At 33.6% G+C, this 26,610-nt stretch carries 12 protein-coding genes and 1 tRNA gene; 12 read left to right on the top strand and 1 reads right to left on the bottom strand.

The window, feature by feature from the left end; translation table 11 throughout:
* The first annotated feature begins 329 nt into the window (after positions 1-329).
* The 9 genes from ISU00_RS13855 to ISU00_RS13815 all read left to right on the top strand — a co-directional run bounded on the left by ISU00_RS13855 (position 330) and on the right by ISU00_RS13815 (position 20,740).
* Positions 330-3,173: a hypothetical protein gene (locus tag ISU00_RS13855; protein WP_228851266.1), complete on the top strand. Its 2,844-nt coding sequence runs from the start codon at positions 330-332 to the stop codon at positions 3,171-3,173.
* Complete coding sequence (locus ISU00_RS13850; RefSeq protein ID WP_228851265.1) at positions 3,170-9,226, top strand: DEAD/DEAH box helicase; 6,057 nt, start codon at positions 3,170-3,172, stop codon at positions 9,224-9,226. Before ISU00_RS13855 ends, ISU00_RS13850 begins: the two co-directional genes overlap by 4 nt.
* Entirely contained in the window at positions 9,226-10,299 is a 1,074-nt protein-coding gene (locus tag ISU00_RS13845) for a PD-(D/E)XK nuclease family protein (protein WP_228851264.1), read from the top strand. Before ISU00_RS13850 ends, ISU00_RS13845 begins: the two co-directional genes overlap by 1 nt.
* Before the next feature lie 99 nt (positions 10,300-10,398).
* On the top strand, positions 10,399-11,583 hold the full coding sequence (locus ISU00_RS13840; RefSeq protein WP_228851263.1) for a DNA cytosine methyltransferase: 1,185 nt from the start codon (positions 10,399-10,401) through the stop codon (positions 11,581-11,583).
* Complete coding sequence (locus tag ISU00_RS13835) at positions 11,561-12,643, top strand: hypothetical protein (protein ID WP_228851262.1); 1,083 nt, start codon at positions 11,561-11,563, stop codon at positions 12,641-12,643. The genes ISU00_RS13840 and ISU00_RS13835 overlap by 23 nt, the downstream gene beginning before the upstream one ends.
* A gap of 255 nt (positions 12,644-12,898) precedes the next feature.
* Positions 12,899-13,339 carry a JAB domain-containing protein gene (locus tag ISU00_RS13830; RefSeq protein WP_228851261.1) on the top strand — a complete coding sequence of 147 codons (441 nt, stop codon included), beginning with the start codon at positions 12,899-12,901 and terminating at the stop codon, positions 13,337-13,339.
* Between the two features lie 407 nt (positions 13,340-13,746).
* Positions 13,747-14,043: a hypothetical protein gene (locus tag ISU00_RS13825; protein WP_228851260.1), complete on the top strand. Its 297-nt coding sequence runs from the start codon at positions 13,747-13,749 to the stop codon at positions 14,041-14,043.
* A gap of 146 nt (positions 14,044-14,189) precedes the next feature.
* Complete coding sequence (locus ISU00_RS13820) at positions 14,190-20,228, top strand: hypothetical protein (RefSeq protein WP_228851259.1); 6,039 nt, start codon at positions 14,190-14,192, stop codon at positions 20,226-20,228.
* A 113-nt stretch (positions 20,229-20,341) separates the two neighbouring features.
* The gene (locus ISU00_RS13815; RefSeq protein ID WP_228851258.1) at positions 20,342-20,740 is read left to right on the top strand and encodes a hypothetical protein; all 399 of its coding nucleotides are present in this window, start codon (positions 20,342-20,344) and stop codon (positions 20,738-20,740) included.
* Positions 20,741-20,830: 90 nt separating this feature from the next.
* Here ISU00_RS13815 and ISU00_RS13810 read toward each other — a convergent pair.
* Positions 20,831-20,915: transfer RNA gene (locus tag ISU00_RS13810), tRNA-Ser, on the bottom strand.
* 224 nt (positions 20,916-21,139) lie between these two features.
* Here ISU00_RS13810 and ISU00_RS13805 point away from each other — a divergent pair.
* The 3 genes from ISU00_RS13805 (at position 21,140) to ISU00_RS13795 (ending at position 26,603) form a co-directional block, all read left to right on the top strand.
* The gene (locus ISU00_RS13805) at positions 21,140-21,544 is read left to right on the top strand and encodes an HYC_CC_PP family protein (RefSeq protein ID WP_449500880.1); all 405 of its coding nucleotides are present in this window, start codon (positions 21,140-21,142) and stop codon (positions 21,542-21,544) included.
* A gap of 113 nt (positions 21,545-21,657) precedes the next feature.
* Complete coding sequence (locus ISU00_RS13800) at positions 21,658-25,383, top strand: efflux RND transporter permease subunit (protein WP_228851256.1); 3,726 nt, start codon at positions 21,658-21,660, stop codon at positions 25,381-25,383.
* A complete protein-coding gene (locus ISU00_RS13795) occupies positions 25,380-26,603 on the top strand; it encodes a TolC family protein (RefSeq protein ID WP_228851255.1) in 1,224 nt (407 codons plus the stop codon). The genes ISU00_RS13800 and ISU00_RS13795 overlap by 4 nt, the downstream gene beginning before the upstream one ends.
* The last annotated feature ends 7 nt before the right edge of the window (positions 26,604-26,610 follow it).

Genomic DNA, 26,610 nt, shown 5'->3' with positions numbered 1-26,610 from the left:
TATAGTTAATTAGGGAACTCTAAATTAACCAACGAAATAATCAGGAATATATAGATCTTTCAATAAGTTTCTGCAATCCACCAATTAACCATGTCAATTTTCCTCGAATAAATTACCTTTTTATGGTAACCATACTTTGTAACGACATAAAACTTTTTATCTTTAGATCTCCCTATAACGATTAAAGCGGCTCACTATTGAGACGCTTTCTGTGTTTATAAACTATTATTAATAGTGAATTCATAATATTAAAATATCCAGCTTCATATAAAATATGACGTATTCTGAAAGATTTCACTTTTATGGGTTCCTACTAAAAAATTATCCTTTTGAACTATCTTGAATGGAATAATGCCATAGGTTCGTTTTATTTTAACCTCAATAAAGCCGAGAAGGAAATTAATTTATTTATTTCAAAATCAGATATTATCCAAATCGGAAGAAATTCAGGTTTTCAGGGAAAGGACAAAGAAATTTTTAACGATTATATCAATGCTGTTAAAAATGGGCCGCCAGGTTCTTCTTTATATTTTAATATACTAGAAGCGGCTTTATATTCGTATAAAATATGGAAAAAAAATCCGATTAAAATTGATAATATAATAATTGAATATCCTTTATATATCGGCTATTTGGCTTTATTTATATTACCCGTCACGGATAACCTTGAATCTCATAGAAGAGCTGACTCATATTATCCCAAAATTGACAAATTTTTAAAAAAATATGATCTTCCTAAGATGCCAAGGCAAAATTATTATATTAATTGGAATGGACTCTGGGAAGATTTACAGTTTTGGAGTCAAACTACAAAAAACACTGAATTAGGAAATTTCCAACTACATCCTTTTTCAAATCAAAGTTGGGTATATGTTGGTAAGCCACTTTCACAGTGTATTTTTCCTCCAAAATCCATAAAATATTTACCGAAATTCTTTGAACTATGTGGATTGGTTCCAAATGAGGAAGTTCAACTAAAATATATAAGACAGATTCTTATTGTCAATGGCAGAAGATTATTAGACCTTCCCAGAAATGTTATTAACATAATTAAAAATGAGGAAAATGAAATTGGACATTCCATAGTAAACCTCGTTTATCGAAATTTTCGTGACTGGAAGGGAAATACAGATTATTATGTAGAGGGTAATCAAGATCTAAATAAAGGAATCACAATTTCGCAATTAAGGCTCTGTGTAGAAGGGAACAAGCTCAAAGGATATACTTTTTATTATAGATTATATACAGAGTTGGATTTCCCAGAGGATTTAAAGTTTATATATAATGAAAGAGAAATTGAATGCATGCAATTTGGCAGAGGTTGGTCCAAAAATCTAAATTTAGAATTTGTAGAGAATTTAACAATTAAGGATGAGCATAATAAATGGGTTGCAAAATTCCCGGAAAAACCTGTCAGAATCTTAATTGAAGGAAGGAACTTTCATATGAGCGGTTGGGTTGAGGTTCCAACATTGGGCATTTCAACAATGCTTGTCCTCTCAAAGGCGGAATATGATTTCTCAATTGAAAAATGGGGTGAAAGTTTCTCACATGGAAATTTTATCAAAATCAAATCTTCAGGAATACCAAATAATTATAGTCTTTACCAAATAAAAAACCCTCCCTGTGGTCATCCGACGATTCATGCTTTACAATTTAAAACAGATAAAAAGATCAAAATAATTGGGGGCCTAAAAATTGAAACACGGACCTGGTTAATAGATTTATTACCTGAAGTTGAAATAGAAAATGGAGATGGATCAGAAAAAATTTATTTGATTTATGAAAATAATCAACATGATAAAATATACTTGAAAAGAAAAAATAGTGACCAGCCTATTTGGCAAATTCCTAACAATGTCAATTTAAATGATCCATTTTATATACGAGCAGATAATCAGGATTTAAATGCTGACAATTTAAAAAACCTGATAATTGATTCTTATGGAAAAACCTATTTAATTAAGGAATCCTATCTTCCAGCAAGGGACAAATTTGGTCAAATTATATGTAAAGAAAAATCAAATTCTTACATTTTAGGGAGTCGACTTTCTACTAATATTGAACGTCCTTATTATTTGAAACAAGCTCAGTACGATCAATTTTTTAAACCCGCAAGTAATAATTCTATAAGTATTGAAAAGGGTAATAATACTATCATAAATAACAAATTACTTAATTACTTAAGCGTCAAAATTGAATGTGGAGCACCAGATTATTACGAAGCCTTTGAATCTATTTATCAAGAATCCTTTGAAGCTGAAGAAATAGAAAATCAAGAATTGTCACTTGCGCTTTTAAAGAGATGGTCAATAAACTATTTAGATTACATGGGAATACTAGACTATGAGTATTCTAATAAAAAAATAATTGTAAACCCACCACAGTTTTTATTGATCCCTGTATTATCAGGTAGAAAGGTGTTATTAATTGGAGGGAGAACATCTGAATTTTTATCTAACTTAAAGATTGCTGCAGAAAAAGAAGATTTAAATTTTGATTGTGAACCGCAAGACAAATCCCTGAAGCCTTTCCTTCTTCCCCCCACTATAACTATTTCGGGATTTAACCAAAGTGACAATAATGTTATTGAAAGAAAAATTAAAAAGGTATCTGAAATTTGTGGAATCACCTTCAATAATAACAAAATAACCCAATTTAGATTAGCCGCTTTTTCGGGTGATATCGGACAATACAAAGACCAGTTAGTTCCTGACGATAATTTTATCGATTTAGGTTGGTCTGCCCGAGAGTTTGATCCTAATGAATTAAAATTTATTCCAAAAAAAATCGAAGATATAGATAAATCATGGGCATTAGTGGAATATCGATTAACTGAATATAACTTCAAACATCGACTTTGGATAAATGGAGTATCATTTAATGTTAATAAAAATTGGGGGCGATTTATTTATTTAAATTCTTTAAAAAAGAATGTTTTCTTTAATGACAGGGAATTAAATATGGTTGCTATTCCGAGTTCACTCCCTTTACCTCGACTATTGTCAGAAGCCCTGCTGTTATATAGTGGAAAAGCCCCAAAAAGGAAATTAATGAATTTTGATGGTCAAGTTAGGTGGTATAACATTTATTCTAATATTCCTCACCCTGCGGCATATAATACTTGTCTAAAGGTTGGACAGAAATTACAAGAAAAAACTTTTGCAATATGATTGACCCAATAGGTTCTTTTGAAACCATAAAAGATAATTTTCTAAGATATATAACAACTGCTTTTAAAACCAAGTTTCCAAGCTTAGAATTAGAACGTTTGATACTATTAAATCAGGATAAAGTATTTTATCGTCAACCATGGATCGAACCTTTGCCAGAATATAAATCAAGTGGATTAAAAATTACTGACCTTAGTGATAGTCATATTCCCGGATTGAATCAAGAGCAAAGCCAGTTTTTTAAAACACTAGTTAATAAGGGATTAGTTCCTGGACACAAGCTGTATGCACATCAATTAGAAATGCTGAAAGAATCGCTTTCAGGTAAAAATTGCATTATCACATCTGGGACCGGTTCGGGGAAAACTGAATCATTTTTACTTCCATTATTTGCCCAATTATCAAAAGAATTTTCAAATTGGCCAAAACCGAACAAAAAATTCCCCAATGCTGACAATTGGTGGAATACTCTATCACCGAATGAAATTGTAGATCCAGACCAATATTTTACACTTAGTCGCAAAATTCAACAGAGAGCACATGAAAATAGACCTCAAGCTATGAGGGCTATGATTCTTTACCCAATGAATGCTTTAGTAGAAGACCAGATGACCCGCTTAAGAATGGCTTTAGATTCAAATTCTGTAAGATCTTGGATCAAGGAAGAAACAAATGGCAATCAAATTACCTTTGGAAGATATAATGGATCTACTCCAATAGCGGGCAATCTTGAAAAAATAAAAAATGGAAGATCAATAATTAATAACTCTAAAGTTGATAAACTTAAAAAGGAATTAGAATCTGTTGAAAATAATCAGCTCAAAGTTGAGCGGTTTATTATCGAAGAGAAAGAAAAAGGAAATGAGGTTGATGAGGTAGAGTTAAGATCATTTTTTCAAAGATTAGATGGCTCCGAAATGAGGTGTAGATTTGACATGCAAGCATCTCCTCCGGATATAATGATTACTAATTTCTCAATGTTAGGAATAATGTTGATGAGAGAAATTGATGAGCCTGTTTTCGAAAAAACACGTTCATGGTTGGCTTGTGATGATTTACCTGTTGATCAAAGGGAGAATGAAAAATTTAATAGAATCTTTCATTTAATAATTGACGAATTACATCTATACCGAGGAACACAAGGTACTGAGATAGCTTATCTACTTAAAACATTAATGAAAAGATTAGGTTTAAATCCAAAACATAATCAATTAAGAATCTTAGCTTCAAGTGCCTCATTAGAACCAAATGATGATCGTAGTCTTCAATATGTTAGTGATTTTTTTGGTTTCCTTGGAATCGATGATGTGAAAAAAAGATTCAAAATAATTCCAGGTGAATTAAGGTTTATAGAGAGATTAGATCCAAAGGAAGATTTTTTACCATTCGAACCATTTTCTGAAATTTGTAAAGCTTTTCTAGAGTCCAATCAAAATATTGATAACCCATTATTTATTTCAAGGTGTTTGGAAGGAGGACAATCACTAAAAGAAATATTTGGAATTCAAAAATCAATTGAAACTATTAGGGATTTTCTTGAACTACTCCTCGATCCAAAAATAAAACTAAACGAGCGATTCTTTCACTCCTCATGTTCAATCCAAGATGGCAAACCAACTCCTAGGCCTGTGCCAACATTTAAAAAATTAAATGATGGGGTTCCAACAAATATTCCTTATTTCTTTGAATCTATATTTGGAGATATAGACGAGGAAAATTTGGGATTTGCAGGAAGAGGTCTGATGATTTTAAGATCTTTATATGACAACAAAGAATTTATTGATTTATTCGAGAAGAACAATAGAAATCTTCAGAGGTTTAGGTTCCATTATTTTTTTAGAAATATTGAAGGATTGTGGGGTTCAGTTGAACCTATTCTCTCTGAGGATAATAGAACCGTGGGAGAATTAATTTCAACACCTCAAATTAAATCTGAAAATGGTCATCGAATTTTAGAATTACTTTATTGTGATAATTGTGGAACTACCCTTTTCGGAGGCCAAAGAGGAAGAACTGCTGACGCACTTTACGAATTACTCCCTATTAGCCCTAATATTGAGGGTATACCGGAAAAAACGACTGCTAAACTTGTTGAGAGGCGAACCTATCAAGAGTATGGAATCTTTTGGCCACAAGGGGATCAAGAATTTACTCCCCATGATTCACAAGGAGGAGGTAAATATAATATTCCAGCTGATCATTGGCATCAAACATCTCTTAATGAGGATATAAATGACAGGGGGTTCAGTGCAAATTGGGTTGAGGCTTTTCTGAATAAATTTTCAGGTGATATTGTTTTATCAGGAAATTTAAGAGTCCAGGAATCACCAGAAGATTGGATTGAAGGTTATATGTTTATTATTGAAAGTGATTCTGAAAGATCAGATGTCGCTTTCCGAGTTGACCAAGATGGCAAAATAATTGAAACTCATTCTGCACTTCCTAATGTATGCCCCTGTTGTGGCGTAAATAAACAGTTCAGCCCCAAAAGATCCTCTATAAGAGGATTTAGAACTGGTTTCTCGAAAACCACTCAATTATTCGCTAAAGAACTAATTTATCAATTACCTGATTCAGAAAAACAAAGAAAACTTGTTGTGTTTTCTGATAGCAGGGAAGATGCTGCTCAAATTTCAAATGGTATCGAAAGAAACCACTTTACAGATTTGCTAAGAGAGATTCTAATCCAAGAACTTCAAAGCAATTTACTAGTCAAAGCAAAAATATTATTGAGGTTAAAAAATAATGATGATACTAGGGATTTCGAAAAAAAATACCCAGATCAATTTTATGACGTTGAAGAATTATATGAGGATAGCTTGATAAGTAAAGATAATCCTAACACGCGAAAACAAGATAGAAGAAGGATTGCAATTAGTAAACTTGATGAAATAGAAAACTGTATCGTAAAAGTTGAGAGTTTAGTTCATATGATGAACACCGATGAATGTGCTCCCTTAATTAAAAATTTTATTCAATTAGGCGTCAATCCTGGAGGTTCGGCAATTAATCTCCAAAGAATACCTAATACAAATTCACCATGGTTCAATATGTTTAATATTGATCTTAAAAAATGGATTGATGATAATACTGAATTTCAAGAACAAATAAAAAATGGAACCTATGTTCAGCTTAGTAGCCTATTTTTCGGAAATCTCTTTTATTCCTTAGAATCATCAGCTTTAGGATATTTAACCGTGAGTAAATCAGAAGCCTTGGTACATAATTCCAGAAAAATTAGCCTTTCCCCCGATAAATTTTTGGAAATATTAAATTCCAGTATAAGAATTTTAGGCCATAAATATCTATATACCCCAAATGAATTTGAAGATCCGAAAATCATTGATGTAAACAATTACAATACTTTACCTGCGCATTTTCGAAAATATATTAAAAGAGTTGCAGAGGTTAATAATGTTGATTCTGAATTAGAATTAGGAAATGCGGTTTTAGATACTTTAACATCTTCGAATGTTTTAACTAACAGAGGCCTAGAAATTAAGAATTTGTTTATTAAAGTAGCCTCAGGTACCGACAAGGTTTGGGTAAGTCCTAGGGGCGGTAGGCCACATTTACATAGATCAGGCGGAGTTTGTACCCAATATCCTGAATCAACATTATTGCCGGAGTACCACCAAACTAATTGCAGAAATTATTGGAGTGGAAATTATTTATCATATCATTCTGCTATTGAATACAGGAAACCAATTCGTTTACATTGTGAAGAATTAACTGGTCAGACCGACAATCAATTTGAACGTCAGAGACATTTTAGAAATATTATTTTGAACGAAGAAGGTGAGCCAGTAGCTAAAAGAATTGATCTTCTAAGTGTTACAACAACTTTGGAGGTTGGGGTTGATATTGGTTCTTTACAGGCAGTGATGTTGGCCAATATGCCTCCTCAACGATTTAACTACCAGCAAAGGGTAGGCCGCGCAGGAAGAAGAGGGCAAGCCTTTTCTGTTATTCTAACATTTTGTAGAGGTCGTAGTCATGATGAATATTATTTTAATAATATCGATAAAATCACAGGAGATCCACCTCCTCCACCATTTTTGACAATGGACCAGGATCGAATCGCTAAAAGGCTAATCTCCAAAGAAGTACTTCGCCAAGCCTTTTCAGTAATATCTTATCAAATAAAGGAAGATTCACTTGATTTTGAGGATAGCGACAAAAATTCAAGTGTTCATGGGGAATTCGGAAAAATAAACAATTGGCAAAAATATGAACCTAGTATTCGCAATTGGATTTCCAATAATAAACCTGAGATTGAAGACATAGTTTCAAATTTAAACCCTGGAATTTCAAAAGATAAAAAACAACTTCTCATAAATTGGGTAATAGAGGAGGAAGGATTATTGTTAAAAATTAATCAGATAATTAATAATAATGAAATTGCTACTACTGATATTTCACAAAAATTAGCAGAAGGAGGGGTTTTACCAATGTTTGGAATGCCTACTTCGGTTCGAAATTTGTACCATGAAATCAATTTTGATGGTCATCAATATGGATTAAAAAACATTGATAGAAATGGTGATTTAGCAATTTATGAATTTGCTCCAGGAGCTCAAAAAACAAAGGATAAAGCAATTCATACCTCAATTGGATTCACTAGTGAATATATTGTTACAAATAGTAGATACAGCCAACCAATAATTAATTCATCAGTCCCAAGTCCGTTCTTTAATGAACGCTTTATGTTTAAATGTAACTTATGTAATTATATTGTAACTCCAGCAAACAGGCCGGAAGAAAATGAATGTCCGAATTGTGGGGAAGAGGAAAATGTAGAAATTTTTCCAATAAAATCACCAATTGCTTTCAGGACTAACCTTTCAAATGGAAATGATTCAAGAGAAAATACCGATATAAGTTTTTCGAAAGCTCCTATCCTTGCGGAAAGTAATCCAGAGGAACCAGTTACAGAAAAGAAAGGTTTAAATTATATTTCAATTTTGGCTGATAGGGATTTTACCTGGAGAATAAATACCAATGGAGGAAATCTATTTGAAGGAAAATTAATGAGAACAGGAAATAGAATACCTCCTGACAATAGACAATGGTTTGATAAATGGTTTAATTTTGGAAATCAATGGATTTCTAGAGGTGCAGAGAATCACAATGAAGGTGGTTATCGGTTTGAAATTCATGATCTTGGAAATGATTATGAACATATTGCATTAGCATCCCAGAAAAACACAGAAGTGTTTAGGATTTCGCCACTTTTAGTGCCAGAGGGATTGACCTTGGATATGTTTGATCAAACTCGAATTGCCAATTATGCCGGAATTAGATCGGCCTTTTATTCGGCTGCCTTTTTGCTTCAAAGAGTTGTAGCTGAAAAACTTGATGTCGATCCGGTAGAAATTGAAATTGCGGATATTAGAAAAACTAACTCATCAAATAATAAAAAGGCAGCAGAAATTGTCCTAGCCGATGAACTTCCTAATGGTTCGGGTTTTGTTAGATATTTAAATGATCACATTGATAATATAATTAAAGAAATTATATCAAAACAAGACAAAACCTCTTTCATCGGATTTATTCATTCAGAACAACATAGGGCCAATTGCAAAAATGCATGTTACGATTGTTTGAAAGTTTTTAGAAATATGAATTATCATGGTTTACTAGATTGGCGTCTTGCCATAAGCTTGTTAAGAATTCATATGGACAGCACCTATTTAATTGGATTAGATGGAAATTTTACCGATTATCTTGAATTAAACGGATGGCAAATGGACTGTAAAGAATTAGCCCAAAATTTTGCAAGAAGTTTCGATTTTAAATTTGAGGATGGTTTTAATCTACCAGTACTTTCAACACCTAATAAATTGCTATATGTTATTATTATTCATCCCCTCTGGGATTGTTATATTGGAGAAAACGGAACTCCAAATTTTCCGGCAGACACTTGGTTAGGAAATGAAATTTTCAAAGTATTCGCAATTGCAAGTTCTAATAATGCTGATATTCAATTTTTGGATAGTTTCAACCTTAACAGAAGACCTGGGTGGTGCTATACTAAATTACTTGATAACTAATGAGGGAGGAAATACAATTAAGGGCTCTAAAAAGAATTTCCCCAAGCCTATTAACTTCGTTAAGAAAATGTCCATTCAAAGTTGTCTTATCAAATAACTTTAAAAGTCCCCTATTACCATACTCTCCACTAAATCATTTAGGAATTGTAATACACCATTGTATCGATATGATTTATAAAAATAAAATCAATGGAATTGAAGAGTTTAATAAAGAATGGGATTCATGTGTTGAACAAGAAGAAAGTAAATTATTAAAAAGAGGATTTGGTTATTATTTGCCATTACGAGATAATGTAGAGGGTTATGCAATTAAAAAACTGCAAACACAAGCTTTAATCCAAATCAAATCCAATAATATTGGATTAAATAAAACTAATACACACACAAGTTCAATTCAAACTGAAAAATTTTTAAAATCAAAAGATGGAAAAATTGGGGGAAAAGTAGACCTAATCCATCATAATAATAACGTAACTAAACTATGTGATTTTAAAACCGGTAAAATTTTTGAAGAGGAAGGTGAAATTAAAAAAGACTATGAAGATCAATTAAAATTATATGGTTATTTATATAATCAAGAATTTGGAAATTATCCACATACCCTATCCATTATTGATCTTCAAAAAAAAGAATATTTTGTCGAATTTACTTCTGAAGAATGTGAAGAAATCGGTGAATTTTCAAAAAACCGATTAGATGAAATTAATCAATTAATTATAAATAAAAATTACACTAGTCTCGCAAATCCAAATAAAGAAAATTGCAAAAATTGCCTTTACAGACCAGCATGTAAATACTACTGGAAGGATAATAAAATACAATTTGATTCAAAATTTCAAGATTTAATTGGAGAATTAAAAGACTTAAAACAATATAACAATGGTGATATTACTGTAACGATTTATTCAGCAAATAATCATTTTAAAATTTATCACCTCAATAAAGAATTTAAAAACGAATTATCAATTAAGGAAACAATTGCTGCATTTAACTTGATTAAAATAGATGAATTTAAATATAAGGCTTTAAAAACAACAAGAATCTTCAAATACAATATGTTCGAAATTAAATAGCCGAAATTTTATCCAAATGAAAACTTCTAGTTTTAAAAAATTCTGCTATTATTGATTCATTTCTGGGCTGAACCTAAATTTAAATGATCTAAATAAAATATGACAAAAATCAAAAATGGACAATCCCAAATTGGATTATTTTCCTTCTTTGCTGGTGCGGGGTTCTTAGACTTAGGTTTCGAAGCATTTAAAGAATATGAAACAATTTTTGTAAATGAATACCATCAACCATTTATGGATATTTATAAATATTCGAGAAAGGAAATGAAAATCCGAGAACCTCAATTTGGATATAGTAATGAGGATATTTGTGCCTTCTTAAAAAATGACAAATCGAAAGAATTAACTAATCTAATAAATCTTGCAAGGAAGAAATTTAAGTTTATCGGTTTTATAGGAGGACCGCCATGTCCAGACTTTTCAGTCGGTGGTAAAAATAAAGGGATAAAAGGTGAAAATGGAAAGCTTTCTGAAACCTATATAGATTTAATTATTTCAAATCAACCAGATTTTTTCTTATTCGAGAACGTCAAAGGGCTATACCGGACCAAAAAACATAAGGCATTTTTCAATGAAATCAAATCCAGATTAATTAACCATGGTTACATTATTACTGAAAAATTAGTCAATGCTTTAGAGTATGGTGCGCCTCAAGATAGGGAAAGAATTATTCTAATAGGTTTTAAAAAAGATATCCTGCTCAAATCTAGGTTAAAAACATATGACTCCAATACTCTTAATTTCTTAGATTGGAATTCAAATGCAACCTATCAGGTTCAGGATATTTTTTCAAAGGAATGGCCAAAACAAGAGACCTTTAAGGAAAATTCAGAAAAACCCCCACCTAACGGTATTTATATCAATTTAACTGTTCAACACTGGTTTGAAAGAAATAAAGTTGAAAACCATCCAAATTCAAAACATTATTTCACCCCCAGGGCCGGATTACCAAGATTTAAATCAATATGCGAAGGGGATGATTTAAAAAAATCCTTCAAAAGATTACATCGATGGAGATATTCCCCGACAGCTGCATACGGAAATAATGAGGTCCATTTACATCCTTACAAAGCTCGAAGAATATCGGCTGCTGAAGCCCTGGCAATTCAATCTTTACCAAAAGATTTCATAATTCCATCTCACATTTCGCTAACAAATATGTTTAAAACAATTGGGAATGGTGTTCCTTATTTAATGGCGAAGGGACTGGCAGAGACAATCTTGCAGTTTATAAGAAAGATTGAAACTAAAGAAAAAACTTATGCGGAAATTAACAGCCAGTAATTTGGTTTCTTTCATAAACCAATTGGATAGAAATTGTGTTTATAATTATATAAATCCAAAAACCAAAGGCCTAATTAAAATAGAAGGTATTGATTTACCGGAAGGCCCCATAAGGATTAAAAGATGGAATCCTACCAAAGGAGAAAAAATCGAAGAAAAGAAAGTAGATAATATTTCAAGTGAGCTAATTTGGAGAATTGCTAATGCCCTGAACCCAAACCAACCAATAAATTTTGATAGAATTTTGGGAGGAAGTTACAATACTCGTAGTGTTTTGGAAGCATTGTTAGCACACACTCCAGAATTTTATTATTGTTATCCAGGTCGTATTGAAAATAAAGGAAACTTTTCAACAATAAAAGATGGGCACAAACATTTGATATGGAAACCTGAAATTCCTCATGAAATTGGCATACTTAAAAAAGCAGAAACCGAGATTGTAATTTCAGAAATTCCAGCTTTGGATGCCTATTATGAATCACTTGTTCTTCCTGACAAATATAATCAACATAAAATAGATGTCGATATACAAAGGCGACATGCACAAATTCAAATCGCTCTTTTGTTTATTGGAAAACAATTAAATTTTAGAACCTGGATTGCACAAAATGATAAGGGAATATTATACCAAAATAAGAGAATAGGGGAATATGAAGGAGTCATTAATTCCTTAAAAAACGAAAAATTATTGATGGCATATGATGATGCAATTCAAGCAGCATTACTTATAGATTGCATTTGGTTTAAAAATGGGAGGTTTATTCCCGCGATTATGGAAATTGAACATTCAACTGGCGTAACCAGTGGGTTAAGTCGAATGAAAAATTTTAAAGATAAATTCCCTCCATTTCCAACTAGGTATGTAATTGTGGCACCAGATGAGGATCGAGAAAAGGTTATTAAGGAGGCCAACAAACCACAATTTAAAGATTTAGAAACTAAATTTTTCACTTACTCCGCTGTTGAAGAATTATATGCACTTTGTCAAAAGAGGAAAATAAAAGGGGTGTCGGAAGAATTTTTAGATTGTTTTATGGAACCGGTATTAGTCGAAAATTAGTCTAAATATAATAAAGGAACTTAATCCCTTAACTGAATAACAATTGGCTTTTGTGAGGCTTGTGAGGGAATTATTTATTTCAATTTCTTGACAATTGGTTAATACCAAATTACCCCCACCCTATAAATCATTTTTTGGGTAGGGGGGCATGATTTAGAAACACAAAAAAGAGAGTTCGTTTGAGAAATCATTCGAACCTTTTTGTTTAACGCAAAGGAAGATCTGCTCAGGTCTTCCTTTTTTATTCTTTAAATCATGAAACATACAATTTCAGAAATCACGGTTGGTTACACCCCAAACAAAATGGTTCCAAACTTTAAAATTACTTGTAGTGTGGTAGCATCCAATTTTATTCGAGATCAATGGGATCATGGAACATTTGAATTACAGGAGGAATTCAAAGTTTTGCTCCTTAATAATTCAAATGAACCTTTAGGAATCTATCCTTTATCAAAAGGAGGAATGACTTACACAGGTGTAGACCTAAGAATTCTATTCGGTGTCATCCTTAAAAGTGGAGCTACAGCTTTCATTTCGGTTCATAATCACCCTAGCGGTAAAATGAAGCCCAGTAATGCAGATTTTCAACTTCACAACAAAATGAAGGAAATCTCAGAATTGTTTGGAATTAACTTTTTAGATAATCTAATTCTTTCCAAAGAGGCTTACTATAGTTTTATGGAGGATGGGTATTAAAGTGTTGACTGAGTTGCTAAGGAATGATCTCTTTCTAATAGAATCAAACTCTTTAAAAACGCACTAAAATAATGTTTTTCCTAAATTCAAAATAGGAGATATGTCCGTACCTCAGTGTGTTTTGATCAAAATTCAGTCTCTTAATTAAGACATTTATCCTCTAGAATATATGGATTTAATAACCACTTATTTATTAAATTATTAGGACAAGCAAAGCTATGTTTACATAATGGGTAGTTATAATACTCCAACCTAGTAGTTATAACGCCATTATGTAAAATAGCCGCTTCTCCTCTACTTTTTTCACAAATTTCAAATCAATTTTAATTAAATAAAGACCTAGAAATAGGCACTTCGTTATGTTCAATTTTAAATCAAGAAAAAAGCATACATCGATCTCCTGCAGATTGGGCACAATCATTTATGGATCCATTTCCATCATTGGTTTAATGATAGGTTCTGCAATTGCAACCTATGTGTTCTTCGGATTAATTATTCTGGGTGGATTAATAGCACTTGTAGAGAATAATAGATTTCTTAAAATCTTGGTCAGGAAAACAAACAGAATGGTAGATATAATCCTATTTGCAATAACCATTTATGCATCACTGACTATTGGGGTAACACTTACAGCATCATTAACTTTTGCTGGATTAGGATTTAGCTTGGTTTATGCACCATGGCTAAGATCAAAAGTATTCTAAATCAAATTTACGTGACGTTACGTATTGTCTACTAGATCCTTATTAATTAATTTAGTACCAATTAAAATTCTTTCTTAACCTACCCTATACTCCCATCCCTCAATAAGGTTAATTAATAGCTATGTCTAATTATAAACAAATTTGCCATGGCTTCTATTCAGTATTCTTTCAATTCTGGTGATGACGGATTGACTTCGAACATCAATAATATTAGTATTGAAGTAAAACTCCCTAAATTTTCGTTTAGGATTAATAACCGTCAAATTTTTCGATTTACTAATGGTTTTCAAAAATTTTATTCGAAACATGAAATTTCAGATGAAGATTATTTAGTTAATGTGCCTCTGAATGAACTTGTTCAGGGAGAACTGGAGGATATTTATGGGTTTTTCCTTTACCATTTTATTGACATTTTAAGAGATGGGTCTAATATCAATAATTATTCCTTTAAGTTCAATGTTAATACCACCGACAAGTTTAATCATTTAATTACTTCGCGAGAATTTGAAGGCATTTTCTATATGAAATCGCCATTTTCTTCTGATTATGATAGACGAGATTATCAAGAAGAATTAGGTAGATACATGGCTACCTATGGACCGGAAAAAAGAAATAAAGAAACATCTTTAAATTCAGAGGGTTTAATTAACCTACCGGACCAATTAAATAAAAGTGTTTTTATTATTAATAAAGAGGCTTACGAGTTATTTAAATATGTTTTTGGACAGCTATATCCCGAACGAACTATTTCAGATCATTTTGTATTAGATTTCATCCAAATTCTCGTCGATTTAAATGGCTCTTACCCCCAAATTGCTTCTGCCGAATTTACAATTGGATACACTCAACTATTAGACTTTTTAAAAAGAAAGGAATATCGCCTAAACGAGGAATTCTTTAATTACCTGAAGGCCAATTTCCAAAAGCTTTTTGATTTTCCAATTGAATTTCCAGAACTAAAAACGAATACGATTAAAGGGACTTTTGAGGTCGTTTCTGAGGATGAAATGAAATTGTCTGATTTAGATTTTTATGATCTGTCTGTGGAGTATAATTCCGAAAATGGAGGACTAAACATTCTGCGTCATAATTGGGGAAATTCTAATGAATTAGTCGATAATAAAACTGATTTTAGATTTAATAACGGTGAACCGATAGTAACAACCAACATCAATGGAATGGTAAACGTTAGCGTAAAAGGTCATGATGGTTCAATTCTGTGGGAAAATCAATATGACGCCAATGATGAAGAACTTGAAGATTTGAATATTAAAGTCAGGAATTATGCGCCGGATGGAGTTATAAATGATCCTTCAACTGGTAAACCAACAACTATAAAAAAACTAAGAGGTAAGGTATTACAGACAGGAAATAAACATAACTTGAATGAATTGACAGTTTTGGTGCAAGCCAAAATAGAAGGTGATGAAGTTAATAGAATTGTAACTTCTGGTACCACCGACAAATCTGGCAATTTTACAATGGATTATCCCTATGGAACCTATGTTGAAGCGCAAGCCTTAGTATCAATAGCTCCCGATAACCCGGTCAATCTAATAATAGTTCAGGATTCCGGTAAAGAGACCATTTCAGATGATTTTATATACATTTTACTTACTGAACAGGAATTATCAGAATTGGATATTGAAGAAGAACATGATGATTGTGAATGCAATTCTCCCACAAAAGCAAAAAGATTACCAGACCAAGTTGATTTAATTAATTCAGATGAATATACTCAAGATATAGGCGGGAGCTGTATTAACCTAACCACACCAAACAGAACCTTAAGAGAATATTCATATAATGCGGTAGTACGTATTACTGATCCAGACGTTGCAAATTATTCACTGTCTAAGGAGATTGTATCAGGTAAAACAAAATATAACTTAAAAAGGGAGGGGCAAAAACTGAAAAGGAATATAATAGATCTAGATAATCCTGTCAAATGGCAGGATTCTCCTGATTCAAATGACGAGTTATCACTTTACCAAGCAGTTACTGTGGCGACAGGGCATATCGTCTATTTTAAATCAGTATTTAAAGCCGACGGCTATTCCCTTGGTGATTTGGTTTATTCACTCCCATTAGCTCCAGGGCAAAAAAAGCAAATTGTTGTTTTTGAATCAACACATTCTTTAAGAGGTTCCGAAAGGCAATCTATTTCTCAGGGCGAAAGCTTAGCAGCGGAATTAATAAATGATCGTTTTATAACTGATCAATTAAGCGGAGATATAAATGAAAGTATGCGAGGAAGAAGCAACGCCCATACTTCTGGTATGTCTGCGGGACTTGGAATCGGTGTTTCGTATGGCGGTATTGGAGGGTCCCTTGGTGTAGCAGGCGGGTTTGCCAATTCACGATCTTCAGCATCGCAAAACAGTTCTAGGAATATTTCTCAATTTTTTGGTGAAAAACTGAGACAGGCCATAATGCAAAATGCAGAAAGTTACAGAGAGCTCAACGCTTCGGTTGTCACCACTGTAACAGAGGGTCAAGAATATGGCGTTACTGCAGAAACTGTCGCAAATCATAACCATTGTCACTCTTTGACGATGATGTATTTTGAGGTATTAAGACATTATGCAATTTTCCAAGAGGTTTCCCATGTGGAGGAATGTGTTTTCGTACCTCTATTAATGACAGAATTTACAACTGAAAACATAAGTAAATGGAAAGATATACTAGCACAAAACCTTTTACCAATTCCGTCACACACTTATTTAAAATGGAATAAATTCCGGTTTTTAGGAAGAACTATGCATCCCCTTATTAAAGCATTTGATGCCAACGATAGGATAAAAACAAATTATGAAAGGGTTAATTTTCCAGCTGAAGGATTAACCTATGCTGATACTGAAGTGATGCAAATCAGAGGTAAGATGCAAATTAAGGCTAATATACCAAGACCTAAAACAAAATATGATCGGATAAAATCTTTTCCCATAGTAACAGAAACAGTTACAACTGAAGAATTGAATGTTGAAAAAACAATTCGAAGAAACATTGGCGCATCAATCTTGGTGGGTGTATTAGGACCAGTGGGAGCTTTATTTGGCGGCACATCATCAGATACTGTGGAACATGAAATTCTAGTAGCCCAAAAAATCTCTGATGCTTTCATTACAATTGATGACAATTTTAGATCTGTACCACCAGCTAAATGTATTAGAGTTAAAACCTTTTCTAGACAAACTATTTCTCATAACGGCGCAAATGTGTCATTTGGGCCCAGTGACTTTTTTGAGGATGGACATGTTGACGGTTTGTTATGGGAAACCTATGCAAAAATATTAGGCTATACGGGCTCTGAAGCTGTTGCAGATATGATGAATTATTATTTGGCTGGTCGATTAATTTCAGAATGGGACGGAATTTTTTACAATGATATCTTGCCTTTGGTATTTGCAAGAATTACGGATTCCATTTCCATACATTATGGAAACGTAACTATACAAGAATCTTCAGCACCAGGTGGGGGAACCACCTATACCATACAACACAATGGTGATGGCCTACCATTAGATTTTTCTACAGATCAAAAGTATTCTGGAGGGAATCGAACAATTACAGTCAATTTTAATTCTAATGGCCCGATTGGTAAGACAAGACGCGCCATCGGTGGCACTACTGATTATATGAGTTTAAGCTGCTCAAATGAGGATGTCATAGCGCTTAAAAATCATATCAAACTTAATATCGGGCGTGTTGATATGGATTATTCTACAGAATTCTTTAATGGTAGAATTTACAGTGGATACGTAAATGACGACCTCCTAGATGGAACCAATCTTTACATTCCCCTTACTTCCAGAGATAAAAAAGACCCCAGAAAGGAAGATGAATATTTAGTTAATACCTTAATCGAGCATCTCAATAGTCACATTGAACATTATAACAAAATATTGTGGAGAAACTTGGATCCAGATAGAAGGTATATGCTTATGGACGGATTCAACATCCAAACATATACAAGTACTGGAAACCTATCAGCCATGAGAAGTTTAGCATCAGTTCTAAAGAATGAGTTGATAACGATTACTGGAAATTCTTTGGTATTTCCGGTTGCTGACGGCTACAAAGTTGGAAGAAATAATATGTTGGAAGAAATAGGAGATAACGTATTTTTAGAAACATCGTTAACTGATTATTATAAACCTTTAACACCAATGCCTCCTTATAGAATAAGTATCCCAACCAGAGGGGTATTTATGGAAGCAATTCAAGGAAATTGCGATGCGTGTGAAATGGTTAAAGAGAATTCTTCTCAGGATTGGGATAAATTTAGAACGGAAGAACCAACCCCTATTTCTCCAGTTACCACCCCTACCCCAGTAATTACCGACTACAAACCTGAATATAAGGATTTTGCAACTCCAATGGTAAATATACAAAATGCTCCAGACGCTCCTGCTCCAGGAGTTGGATTGACTCCATTGTCTGAGCTACTTGGCAAAGCAGGGATTTTTAATGATATCACAGGTCTGGCAGGTAATCAAGACAATGTCATGAAAACCTATTTATCCAACCAGGAAAATGCCAAAGCATTTGCAGAAATGGCTAAAAGCCTAGCATCTCAACAACATAATACGACGAATTCAAGGAATATATCTGAGGGTATTAACCAGGCAAGGAGAAGTGGCAATTTAACCGAAGATGATGCGCAAAACTTAACACGACAACATCTTCAGCAACAAATTGATGGTGGTGAAAGCACAAGAGAAAATGAAACTCTCATGGATAATCCAACGGTAAGGGATCGGGTTTCAAGAGGAGATAATGTAGAATATACCTCCGGATCAGAAAGTTTATCACTCACCGATTCCGAATCTTCTGATGCGCCCGAAAATAATGACTTATTAAGATTTATTGTAAAAGCTGTACCGCCTAGAACATTTATGAGAACAAATGGAGATGAGTCAACTGTTAATGTAAGATATGCAGGACACTTTGGGTTTGATTATTTGAGAGATGAATATATCCATCCCATAGAAACGGTTTTGGTTGATGTAAACAATGCTTCGGTCAATGCCAAACAGCCCTTAGTTTCAAATATTGCCGCTTTAAAAAGTGAATATCTAAATGGTGACCCAAATCCAATTCAACCATACGGCACTGATTATTACCCATCGTGGATAAGTATTTTCCCTCCACGCGGAATATCAGGGTTTAATAAAGGGTCGAGAATGCATGAACAGGGTGTTAAAATAAGTCTGGAAATTGACGAAATTGATGCATTAGATGCCAGAAACAATACAATTGAATTGCGTCCAGAGAACCCAATTCTTTCGGTTTCTCCATCATCAATTAATATTCGAGATGTAATCAGCAGGGGTAGAAAAACAACAAAGGTTTTAGATTCCTCTAATGGAAACTCCCGAACTTATTGGACTCTAGAGGACGCTTTCACAATAAGGTCCGGGAGAGGTCTCTTATCATCACACACCCAAATCCACATTATAGCTCGTGGTGAAAATATTGAGGAACAAGTCGGTAAGATTATGATGTATCAGAATGATAGAATTCCTAAGGCAGAATTGGTAATGGTAAGAGTCTCATATGACAGCGCAAATGTGACGCTATCATCCCAATATCATGATATTCTTAAGAACCAGTCATTCAATCAGGCATTAATTAGAGCAGAGGTACTTGAGGACGAACGTTTCATAATAAATGATTTAGATGGAACAGATCCAGATGTTACAGCATTTAAGGCGAGTTATCCTCAAGGCAACAACCATAATGCTAGTAACTTCATGAATGACCTGTTGGCACTATATATGAAATTAGGAAATAACGCCCCTCCAGCAGGATCTAAGAGGTCCATAATTTTCTTAACTGATGAGAGCGCATCAGCAGGAGGTATTGCCGATTCATCTGTAGTCTCAGGAACTTTCGTTTGGGGGAATGCTGTTGTAGTTTTTGGAACAAACTTATCCTCTCCTAATACATTCGTTCATGAAATTGGGCACTCACTCTCACTACCTCATATTTTCAGTAATGCCCTTTCCTCACACAAATTCCCTAGGGGTTATACGGATAATTACATGGATTATTCAACAAAATTAAATAATAACCCTCCACCATTGAGATTACCAAACCCATTGGAAAGACTTTATTTCTTCAAATGGCAATGGGATATAATGAGAGGCGATCAAAGCTTGATAGACAATTATGGGGTATAACCGATGAAATTTAAATTCAATCATGGGGATTAGTTAATGCCTTCTATACTGCACCTTCTTTTTTGAGGGTGCAGTAAGAAGTATTCCAAGTTTAATTTATAAATCTTTTAAATATGTCAAGAATAATAATTACGGGAGGAGCAACCATGCTCATGGATCGATGGATTTTAACCATGAGTGCATCAGACTCCATAACTGGAGAAACAATCAATAATTTGACCAAGTCTGAGGTGAATGTTTATGATTTAGCCTCACATGGAGCAATAACTGTAAAATTGGAAATTGAGAGTTTCAAAAAGGAGCAGGATTTTTATACAATCGTTTTAAGAAGAAAGATTGGAGATCAATATCAAAGTAAATTTTGGTTAGGAACCAATTTCTTTGGTGTTAGGATAAAGAGAAATGAAAGGAAAAACTCTGAGCAAACCAAAACAGAGAAACAAGAAATCCAGTTACCTATTCACGGTGAAGCGGTAGTAATGGGCATATTCGAGCAAACAAAGTATATGTAAAAATTCAACGATTTTACTAAATTAAGTTACACCTAATTTTACACCTTAAAAAATAAAACCCTGCTAATCAATTGATTACAGGGTTTTTTGCGGAGGAAGAGGGATTCGAACCCCCGGAGGTGTGACCCTCAACAGTTTTCAAGACTGCCGCATTCGACCACTCTGCCATTCCTCCTAAGCGGATGCAAATATAATTTGCTTTTTTGGTTACTTCAAATAAAAAATTCATTTTTTCTGAATAAGATTTCTTTTGTGAAATTATAAAGAAATATTTACTGTAAATTGCTTACGATTAGGGTCTAAGGGATTGATAAAAGTCCCATATTTGGTCATAAATAATTTCAAAATATTTGTTAAAAAACACTCTAAATCAATCATTTTCGTACATTTGATACCGAAGTGAAGAAGAGATTTTTACATATCACCTCAATTTTAATGGCAGTCGTTGTCCTGCTATCAACCTTTAGTTTTTCTATAAGCAAACACTTCTGTGGCGACCATTTAGTCGAAGTTGCTGTTTTCTCTGAGCTCAAAGGATGTGGCATGGGAATGGATTTGCCAAACCAAGTTTCTATCGAAAAAACTTGTTGTAAAAATGATGTGGTTTCGGTTGAAGGTCAGGATGAATTAAAAATTCAATTTGACCACTATAAGTTGGATCAACCATCTTTTGTAACTGCTTTTATTTCTTCATATTTTCTATTATTTGTTCCAGAACAAGAACAAAACATTTTCCAAGACGAATCTCCACCACCTAAAATATTTAGGTGTATTTATAAGCTAGACGAGACTTATTTAATTTGATTTTAGTGATGTTTCCAGGATTTTCCTGAGAAACTTTTGGTGTTTAATCGAAGTTGATTAAACCCCTCTTCTGTTAGTACTTAAATCCTAACAACTATTTAATCACTAAAACCATGCTAAACAAAAGCATTAAATTTTTAATAGATAACAAATTAGTAGCCCTACTCCTATTAGCGGTTGGAATTGGCTGGGGTATTGTTCACGCTCCTTTTAATTGGGATACAAAGTTTCTTCCTAATGATCCTGTAGCTGTTGATGCCATTCCAGATCTAGGCGAAAACCAACAAATTGTATTTACAGATTGGCCAGGACGCTCACCTCAAGATATAGAGGATCAAATTACATATCCATTAACCACTTCATTACTTGGCATACCTGGGGTTAAAACAATCCGCAGTACCTCGATGTTTGGGTTTAGTAGCATCTATATCATTTTTAATGAAGATGTTGAATATTACTGGAGTCGTAGTCGTATTCTGGAAAAATTAAACTCATTACCAGATAATATTCTTCCTGCTGGGGTCTCACCGAGTTTAGGCCCAGATGCCACAGCACTTGGCCAAATCTATTGGTATACTTTAGAGGGAAGAGATAAGGATGGCAAAGTTACTGGAGGTTGGGATTTACACGAATTAAGAAGTGTGCAGGACTACCAAGTTAAATATGCACTTTCCTCTGCTGAAGGTGTCTCTGAAGTGTCTTCAATTGGAGGATATGTACAAGAATATCAAATAGATGTAAATCCGGAATTAATGAGGCAGTATAACATCGGTTTAATGGATGTTGTTGAAGCCGTAAAGGGAAGTAATAAGGATATTGGTGCACAAACAGTTGAAATAAATCAGGTTGAATATTTGGTTAGAGGTCTTGGGTACATTAAATCGATCGATGATATTGAAAATGCCGTAATCGATTCTAAAAACTTTACCTCAATCAAAATTAAAGATGTAGCTAATGTTCAACTGGGACCATCAGCAAGACGAGGAATTTTGGATAAAGAAGGTGCCGAAGTTGTCGGCGGGGTTGTGGTATCGAGGTTTGGAGCCAATCCATTGGAAGTCATCAATAACGTTAAAGATAAAATATCTCAAATCAGTGGAGGCTTGCCAAAGAAAACATTAGCCGATGGAAGGGTTTCACAATTAACAGTAATTCCCTTTTACGACCGCACCGACCTTATTAAAGAGACCCTCAATACTCTTAATGAAGCTCTTTATTTGGAAATACTTATAACAATCCTGGTAATCATAGTAATGGTATATAATTTACGAGCGTCGATGCTAATATCAGGACTTCTTCCAATAGCTGTTTTATTTGTTTTTATTGCAATGAAATATTTTGGTGTTGATGCCAATATAGTTGCATTGTCGGGAATAGCAATTGCAATTGGAACCATGGTGGATGTGGGTATTATTCTTTCTGAAAACATTATTCGCCATGTTGATGATAATGGTGAAAACCTTCCCATAAATAAAGTGGTATATAATGCCACAGCCGAAGTATCAGGAGCTATTGTTACAGCAGTGATGACTACTATTATAAGTTTTATACCAGTCTTTACAATGATTGGTTCTGAAGGCAAATTATTTAGGCCTCTAGCCTTTACCAAGACCTTCGCCTTGATTGCTAGTATAATAGTGGCATTGTTTATTATTCCACCTATAGCAACTATTCTTTTCAAAAAAACAAAACTAAGTCTAAGGAGCAAACAACTTTATAACCTTTTGTTCTTTATTGCAGGAATAGTAGCCATTACCTATGGGTATTGGCTTGGCCTTATCCTTGTTGCCTTTGCATTAATACGTTTTTTTGAGACTCGTGAAACTCTCAGTTCAAGTCAATCTTCAAAACTAATCGCTGGATTATCTGTATTCACAATTTCGCTTTTATTATCCATTTATTGGAGACCTTTGGGTTTTGATAGGAGCACCTTTATCAACTTCATCTTTGTTTCCTTAATCTGTTTTGGATTATTACTGTTTTTTACCTTTTTCCGCAGTTATTATAGTAGGATTTTGAGATGGACATTAGAAAACAAAATGTTGTTTCTAAGTATACCTACCCTTTTGATTATTTTGGGTGTTGTCATTAAAGAACATACTGGTAAAGAATTTATGCCTTCTCTAAATGAAGGTTCATTTCTGTTGATGCCAACTTCCATGCCACACTCTGGAGTTAAAGAGAACAAACGTATTTTACAACAGTTAGACATGGCAGTTGCTAACATACCTGAAATTGAAACTGTTGTTGGTAAGGCTGGTAGAACTGCATCTGCCTTAGACCCTGCTCCACTTTCAATGTTTGAAAATATCATCCTCTACAAACCTGAATATTTATTAGATTCTGTAGGGACAAAAACAAAATTCAAAGTAGATGATAATGGAAATTTTATTTTGAAAAATGATAAAGGCATTGTCCAAAATCTTCAGAAAATGGAGGAGGAAAAAACGACACCTATAAACTATCAAAAGATTTCCTTTAACGATTTAATTCCAGATGAGGATGGGGAATACTACCGCAATTGGCGACCATGGATAAAGTCTCCAGACGATATTTGGAATGAGATTGTTGCTGTAACTAAAATACCTGGAGTTACCTCTGCACCAAAATTACAACCTATAGAAACTCGATTGGTAATGCTACAAACTGGAATGCGCGCACCAATGGGGATAAAAATAAAAGGTCAAAATTTAGAAGAGATTGAACAATTCGGATTTCAACTCGAAACTCTATTAAAAGAAGTTGAAGGTGTAAAACCTGAAACCGTTTTTGCAGATAGGATTGTTGGAAAGCCTTATATGCTAGTCGATATTGACAGGGAAAAGCTTGCTCGATATGGTATTAATATAAACGACGTTCAGTCTGTGATAAACATTGCAGTTGGTGGTGAAGTTCTTACAACCACCGTTGAAGGTAGAGAACGTTATGGAATACGAGTACGTTATCCAAGAGAATTACGTGGCACTCAAGCGGATTTTGAAAATATATATGTGCCTGTTTCCAATATGGAGCCTGTTCCATTAAGAGAATTGGCAAGTATCCGATACGAAAAAGGCCCACAAATGATTAAGAGTGAAGATACTTTTTTAGTCGGGTATGTTCTATTCGATAAAATGGATGGTTTTGCAGAGGTAAATGTGGTTGAAAAGGCACAGGATTTTTTAAACGATAAAATCGAAAGTGGTGAATTGTTAATTCCAAATGGTATTAATTACAGCTTTACGGGCACCTATGAAAATCAGCTTCGTGCAGATAAAACTCTCTCGGTAGTAATTCCACTAGCACTATTGATTATATTCTTGATATTATATTTTCAATTTAAATCTGTTTCTACCTCTTTCATGGTATTCACTGGTATTGCAGTAGCATTTGCGGGTGGTTTTATAATGATTTGGTTATATGGGCAAGATTGGTTTTTAAATTTCAACTTTTTTGGGGAAAACCTGCGAAATGTTTTCAATTTGCATCCAATTAACTTAAGTGTGGCAGTTTGGGTAGGGTTTATTGCCCTATTTGGTATCGCCACGGATGATGGCGTAATTATGGCTACTTATTTAACTCAGACCTTCGATAAAAACCAGCCACAAACTAAAAATGACATTATTGCTTCAGTGATAGAAGCAGGTGAAAAACGAATCCGTCCATGTTTAATGACAACGGCCACTACCCTTTTGGCCTTATTGCCAATTCTAACTTCACATGGCCGAGGAAGTGATATTATGATACCTATGGCAATTCCATCTTTTGGGGGAATGCTCATTGCTCTTATAACTCTTTTTGTTGTACCAGTTTTATTCTGCTGGAAAAAGGAATACCAACTTAAAAAACTAAATCCATGAAAACTAACCTTCTAATAATCCTGTTTTTAGTTATCTGGGGAAATTCTTTTTCACAGAGTTTAGAAAACCTTATAAACATAGGGTTTGAAAATAACCCTATGATTAGGGCTACACAAAAGCGTTACCAAATTGCTGAAGAAACGATAAATGAGGCCAATACCATACCTAATACTGAATTTTCTGCTGGATATTTTATTACAACCCCAGAAACCAGGGTTGGAGCACAAAAAGCCCGTTTTTCAGTAAAACAGATGTTTCCTTGGTTTGGAAGTATTGAAAATCGTTCAGAATTTTCTAAATCCATGGCTGAGATAGAATATGTTAACTACACCATTGCAAAACGTAAATTGGCATTTTCCATTAGCACTATCTATTATGACTTATTTGAAATTTCCAAGAAGGAACTTATCATAGAAGAACAACTATCATTACTTCAAACATATGAACAACTTGCACTAAATTCTGTGCAAGTAGGTAAAGCCTCGGCAGTAGATGTTCTCAAGCTTCAATTGAGAATTAACAAACTAAAGGAACAAATTGAAATACTGCAAACAAACAAAGCAGAAGTTAGTACACGACTAAATATTCTGCTTAATAGAAACCCCAAAATGGAAATAGTGGTAGAAGATTTAGTAATGTTTGATGAACTCACTGTTATAGATCCAGCTACAATAGAATTAAATCCAGAATTATTGAAATTCGATGCTGCTATCAGCAGTATTGATAGGTCTGAATTACTTAACCAAAACGAGTCCAAACCAATGTTTGGGTTAGGAATAGATTACATCCCTGTTGCGGAACGAACAGATATGGTGTTGAGTGATAATGGAAAGGATATACTAATGCCAATGGTTTCATTATCTATACCTATTTTCAACAATAAGTTCAATTCCGTCTCTATCCAGAACAAAATAAAAAAAGAAGAAACCTTAGCACTTAAGGAAAACAGAACCAACGAACTAAATACTCAATTAAATACCGCTTTAAAAAATCTTGAAGCCGCCAAGATTAGCTATGATTACCAACAGCAGAATCTAGAGAGGGCCAAGAATGCAGAAACAATATTGCTAAAGACATATGAAACTGGCAAAGTTGATTTTAATGAATTATTAAACATTCAAGAATTACAACTTAACATTGAAATTTCAACTTTAGCGGCAATAAAAAAATATTATAAAAACTTAGCCGAAATAGCATATTTAATAGAAATCAAATCATAACTTAAAT

The sequence above is a fragment of the Aegicerativicinus sediminis genome, assembly GCF_015476115.1.
In the GTDB taxonomy this organism is placed as follows: domain Bacteria; phylum Bacteroidota; class Bacteroidia; order Flavobacteriales; family Flavobacteriaceae; genus Aegicerativicinus; species Aegicerativicinus sediminis.
Note: the sequence above shows the minus strand (reverse complement) of the source record. Positions and strands in the feature narration are given on the sequence as shown.

Coding starts and splice junctions, on each gene's coding strand:
- ISU00_RS13850 (WP_228851265.1), top strand. CDS start 3,170: ATGATTGACCCAATAGGTTCTTTTGAAACCATAAAAGATAATTTTCTA.
- ISU00_RS13845 (WP_228851264.1), top strand. CDS start 9,226: ATGAGGGAGGAAATACAATTAAGGGCTCTAAAAAGAATTTCCCCAAGC.
- ISU00_RS13840 (WP_228851263.1), top strand. CDS start 10,399: ATGACAAAAATCAAAAATGGACAATCCCAAATTGGATTATTTTCCTTC.
- ISU00_RS13835 (WP_228851262.1), top strand. CDS start 11,561: ATGCGGAAATTAACAGCCAGTAATTTGGTTTCTTTCATAAACCAATTG.
- ISU00_RS13830 (WP_228851261.1), top strand. CDS start 12,899: ATGAAACATACAATTTCAGAAATCACGGTTGGTTACACCCCAAACAAA.
- ISU00_RS13820 (WP_228851259.1), top strand. CDS start 14,190: ATGGCTTCTATTCAGTATTCTTTCAATTCTGGTGATGACGGATTGACT.
- ISU00_RS13815 (WP_228851258.1), top strand. CDS start 20,342: ATGTCAAGAATAATAATTACGGGAGGAGCAACCATGCTCATGGATCGA.
- ISU00_RS13800 (WP_228851256.1), top strand. CDS start 21,658: ATGCTAAACAAAAGCATTAAATTTTTAATAGATAACAAATTAGTAGCC.
- ISU00_RS13795 (WP_228851255.1), top strand. CDS start 25,380: ATGAAAACTAACCTTCTAATAATCCTGTTTTTAGTTATCTGGGGAAAT.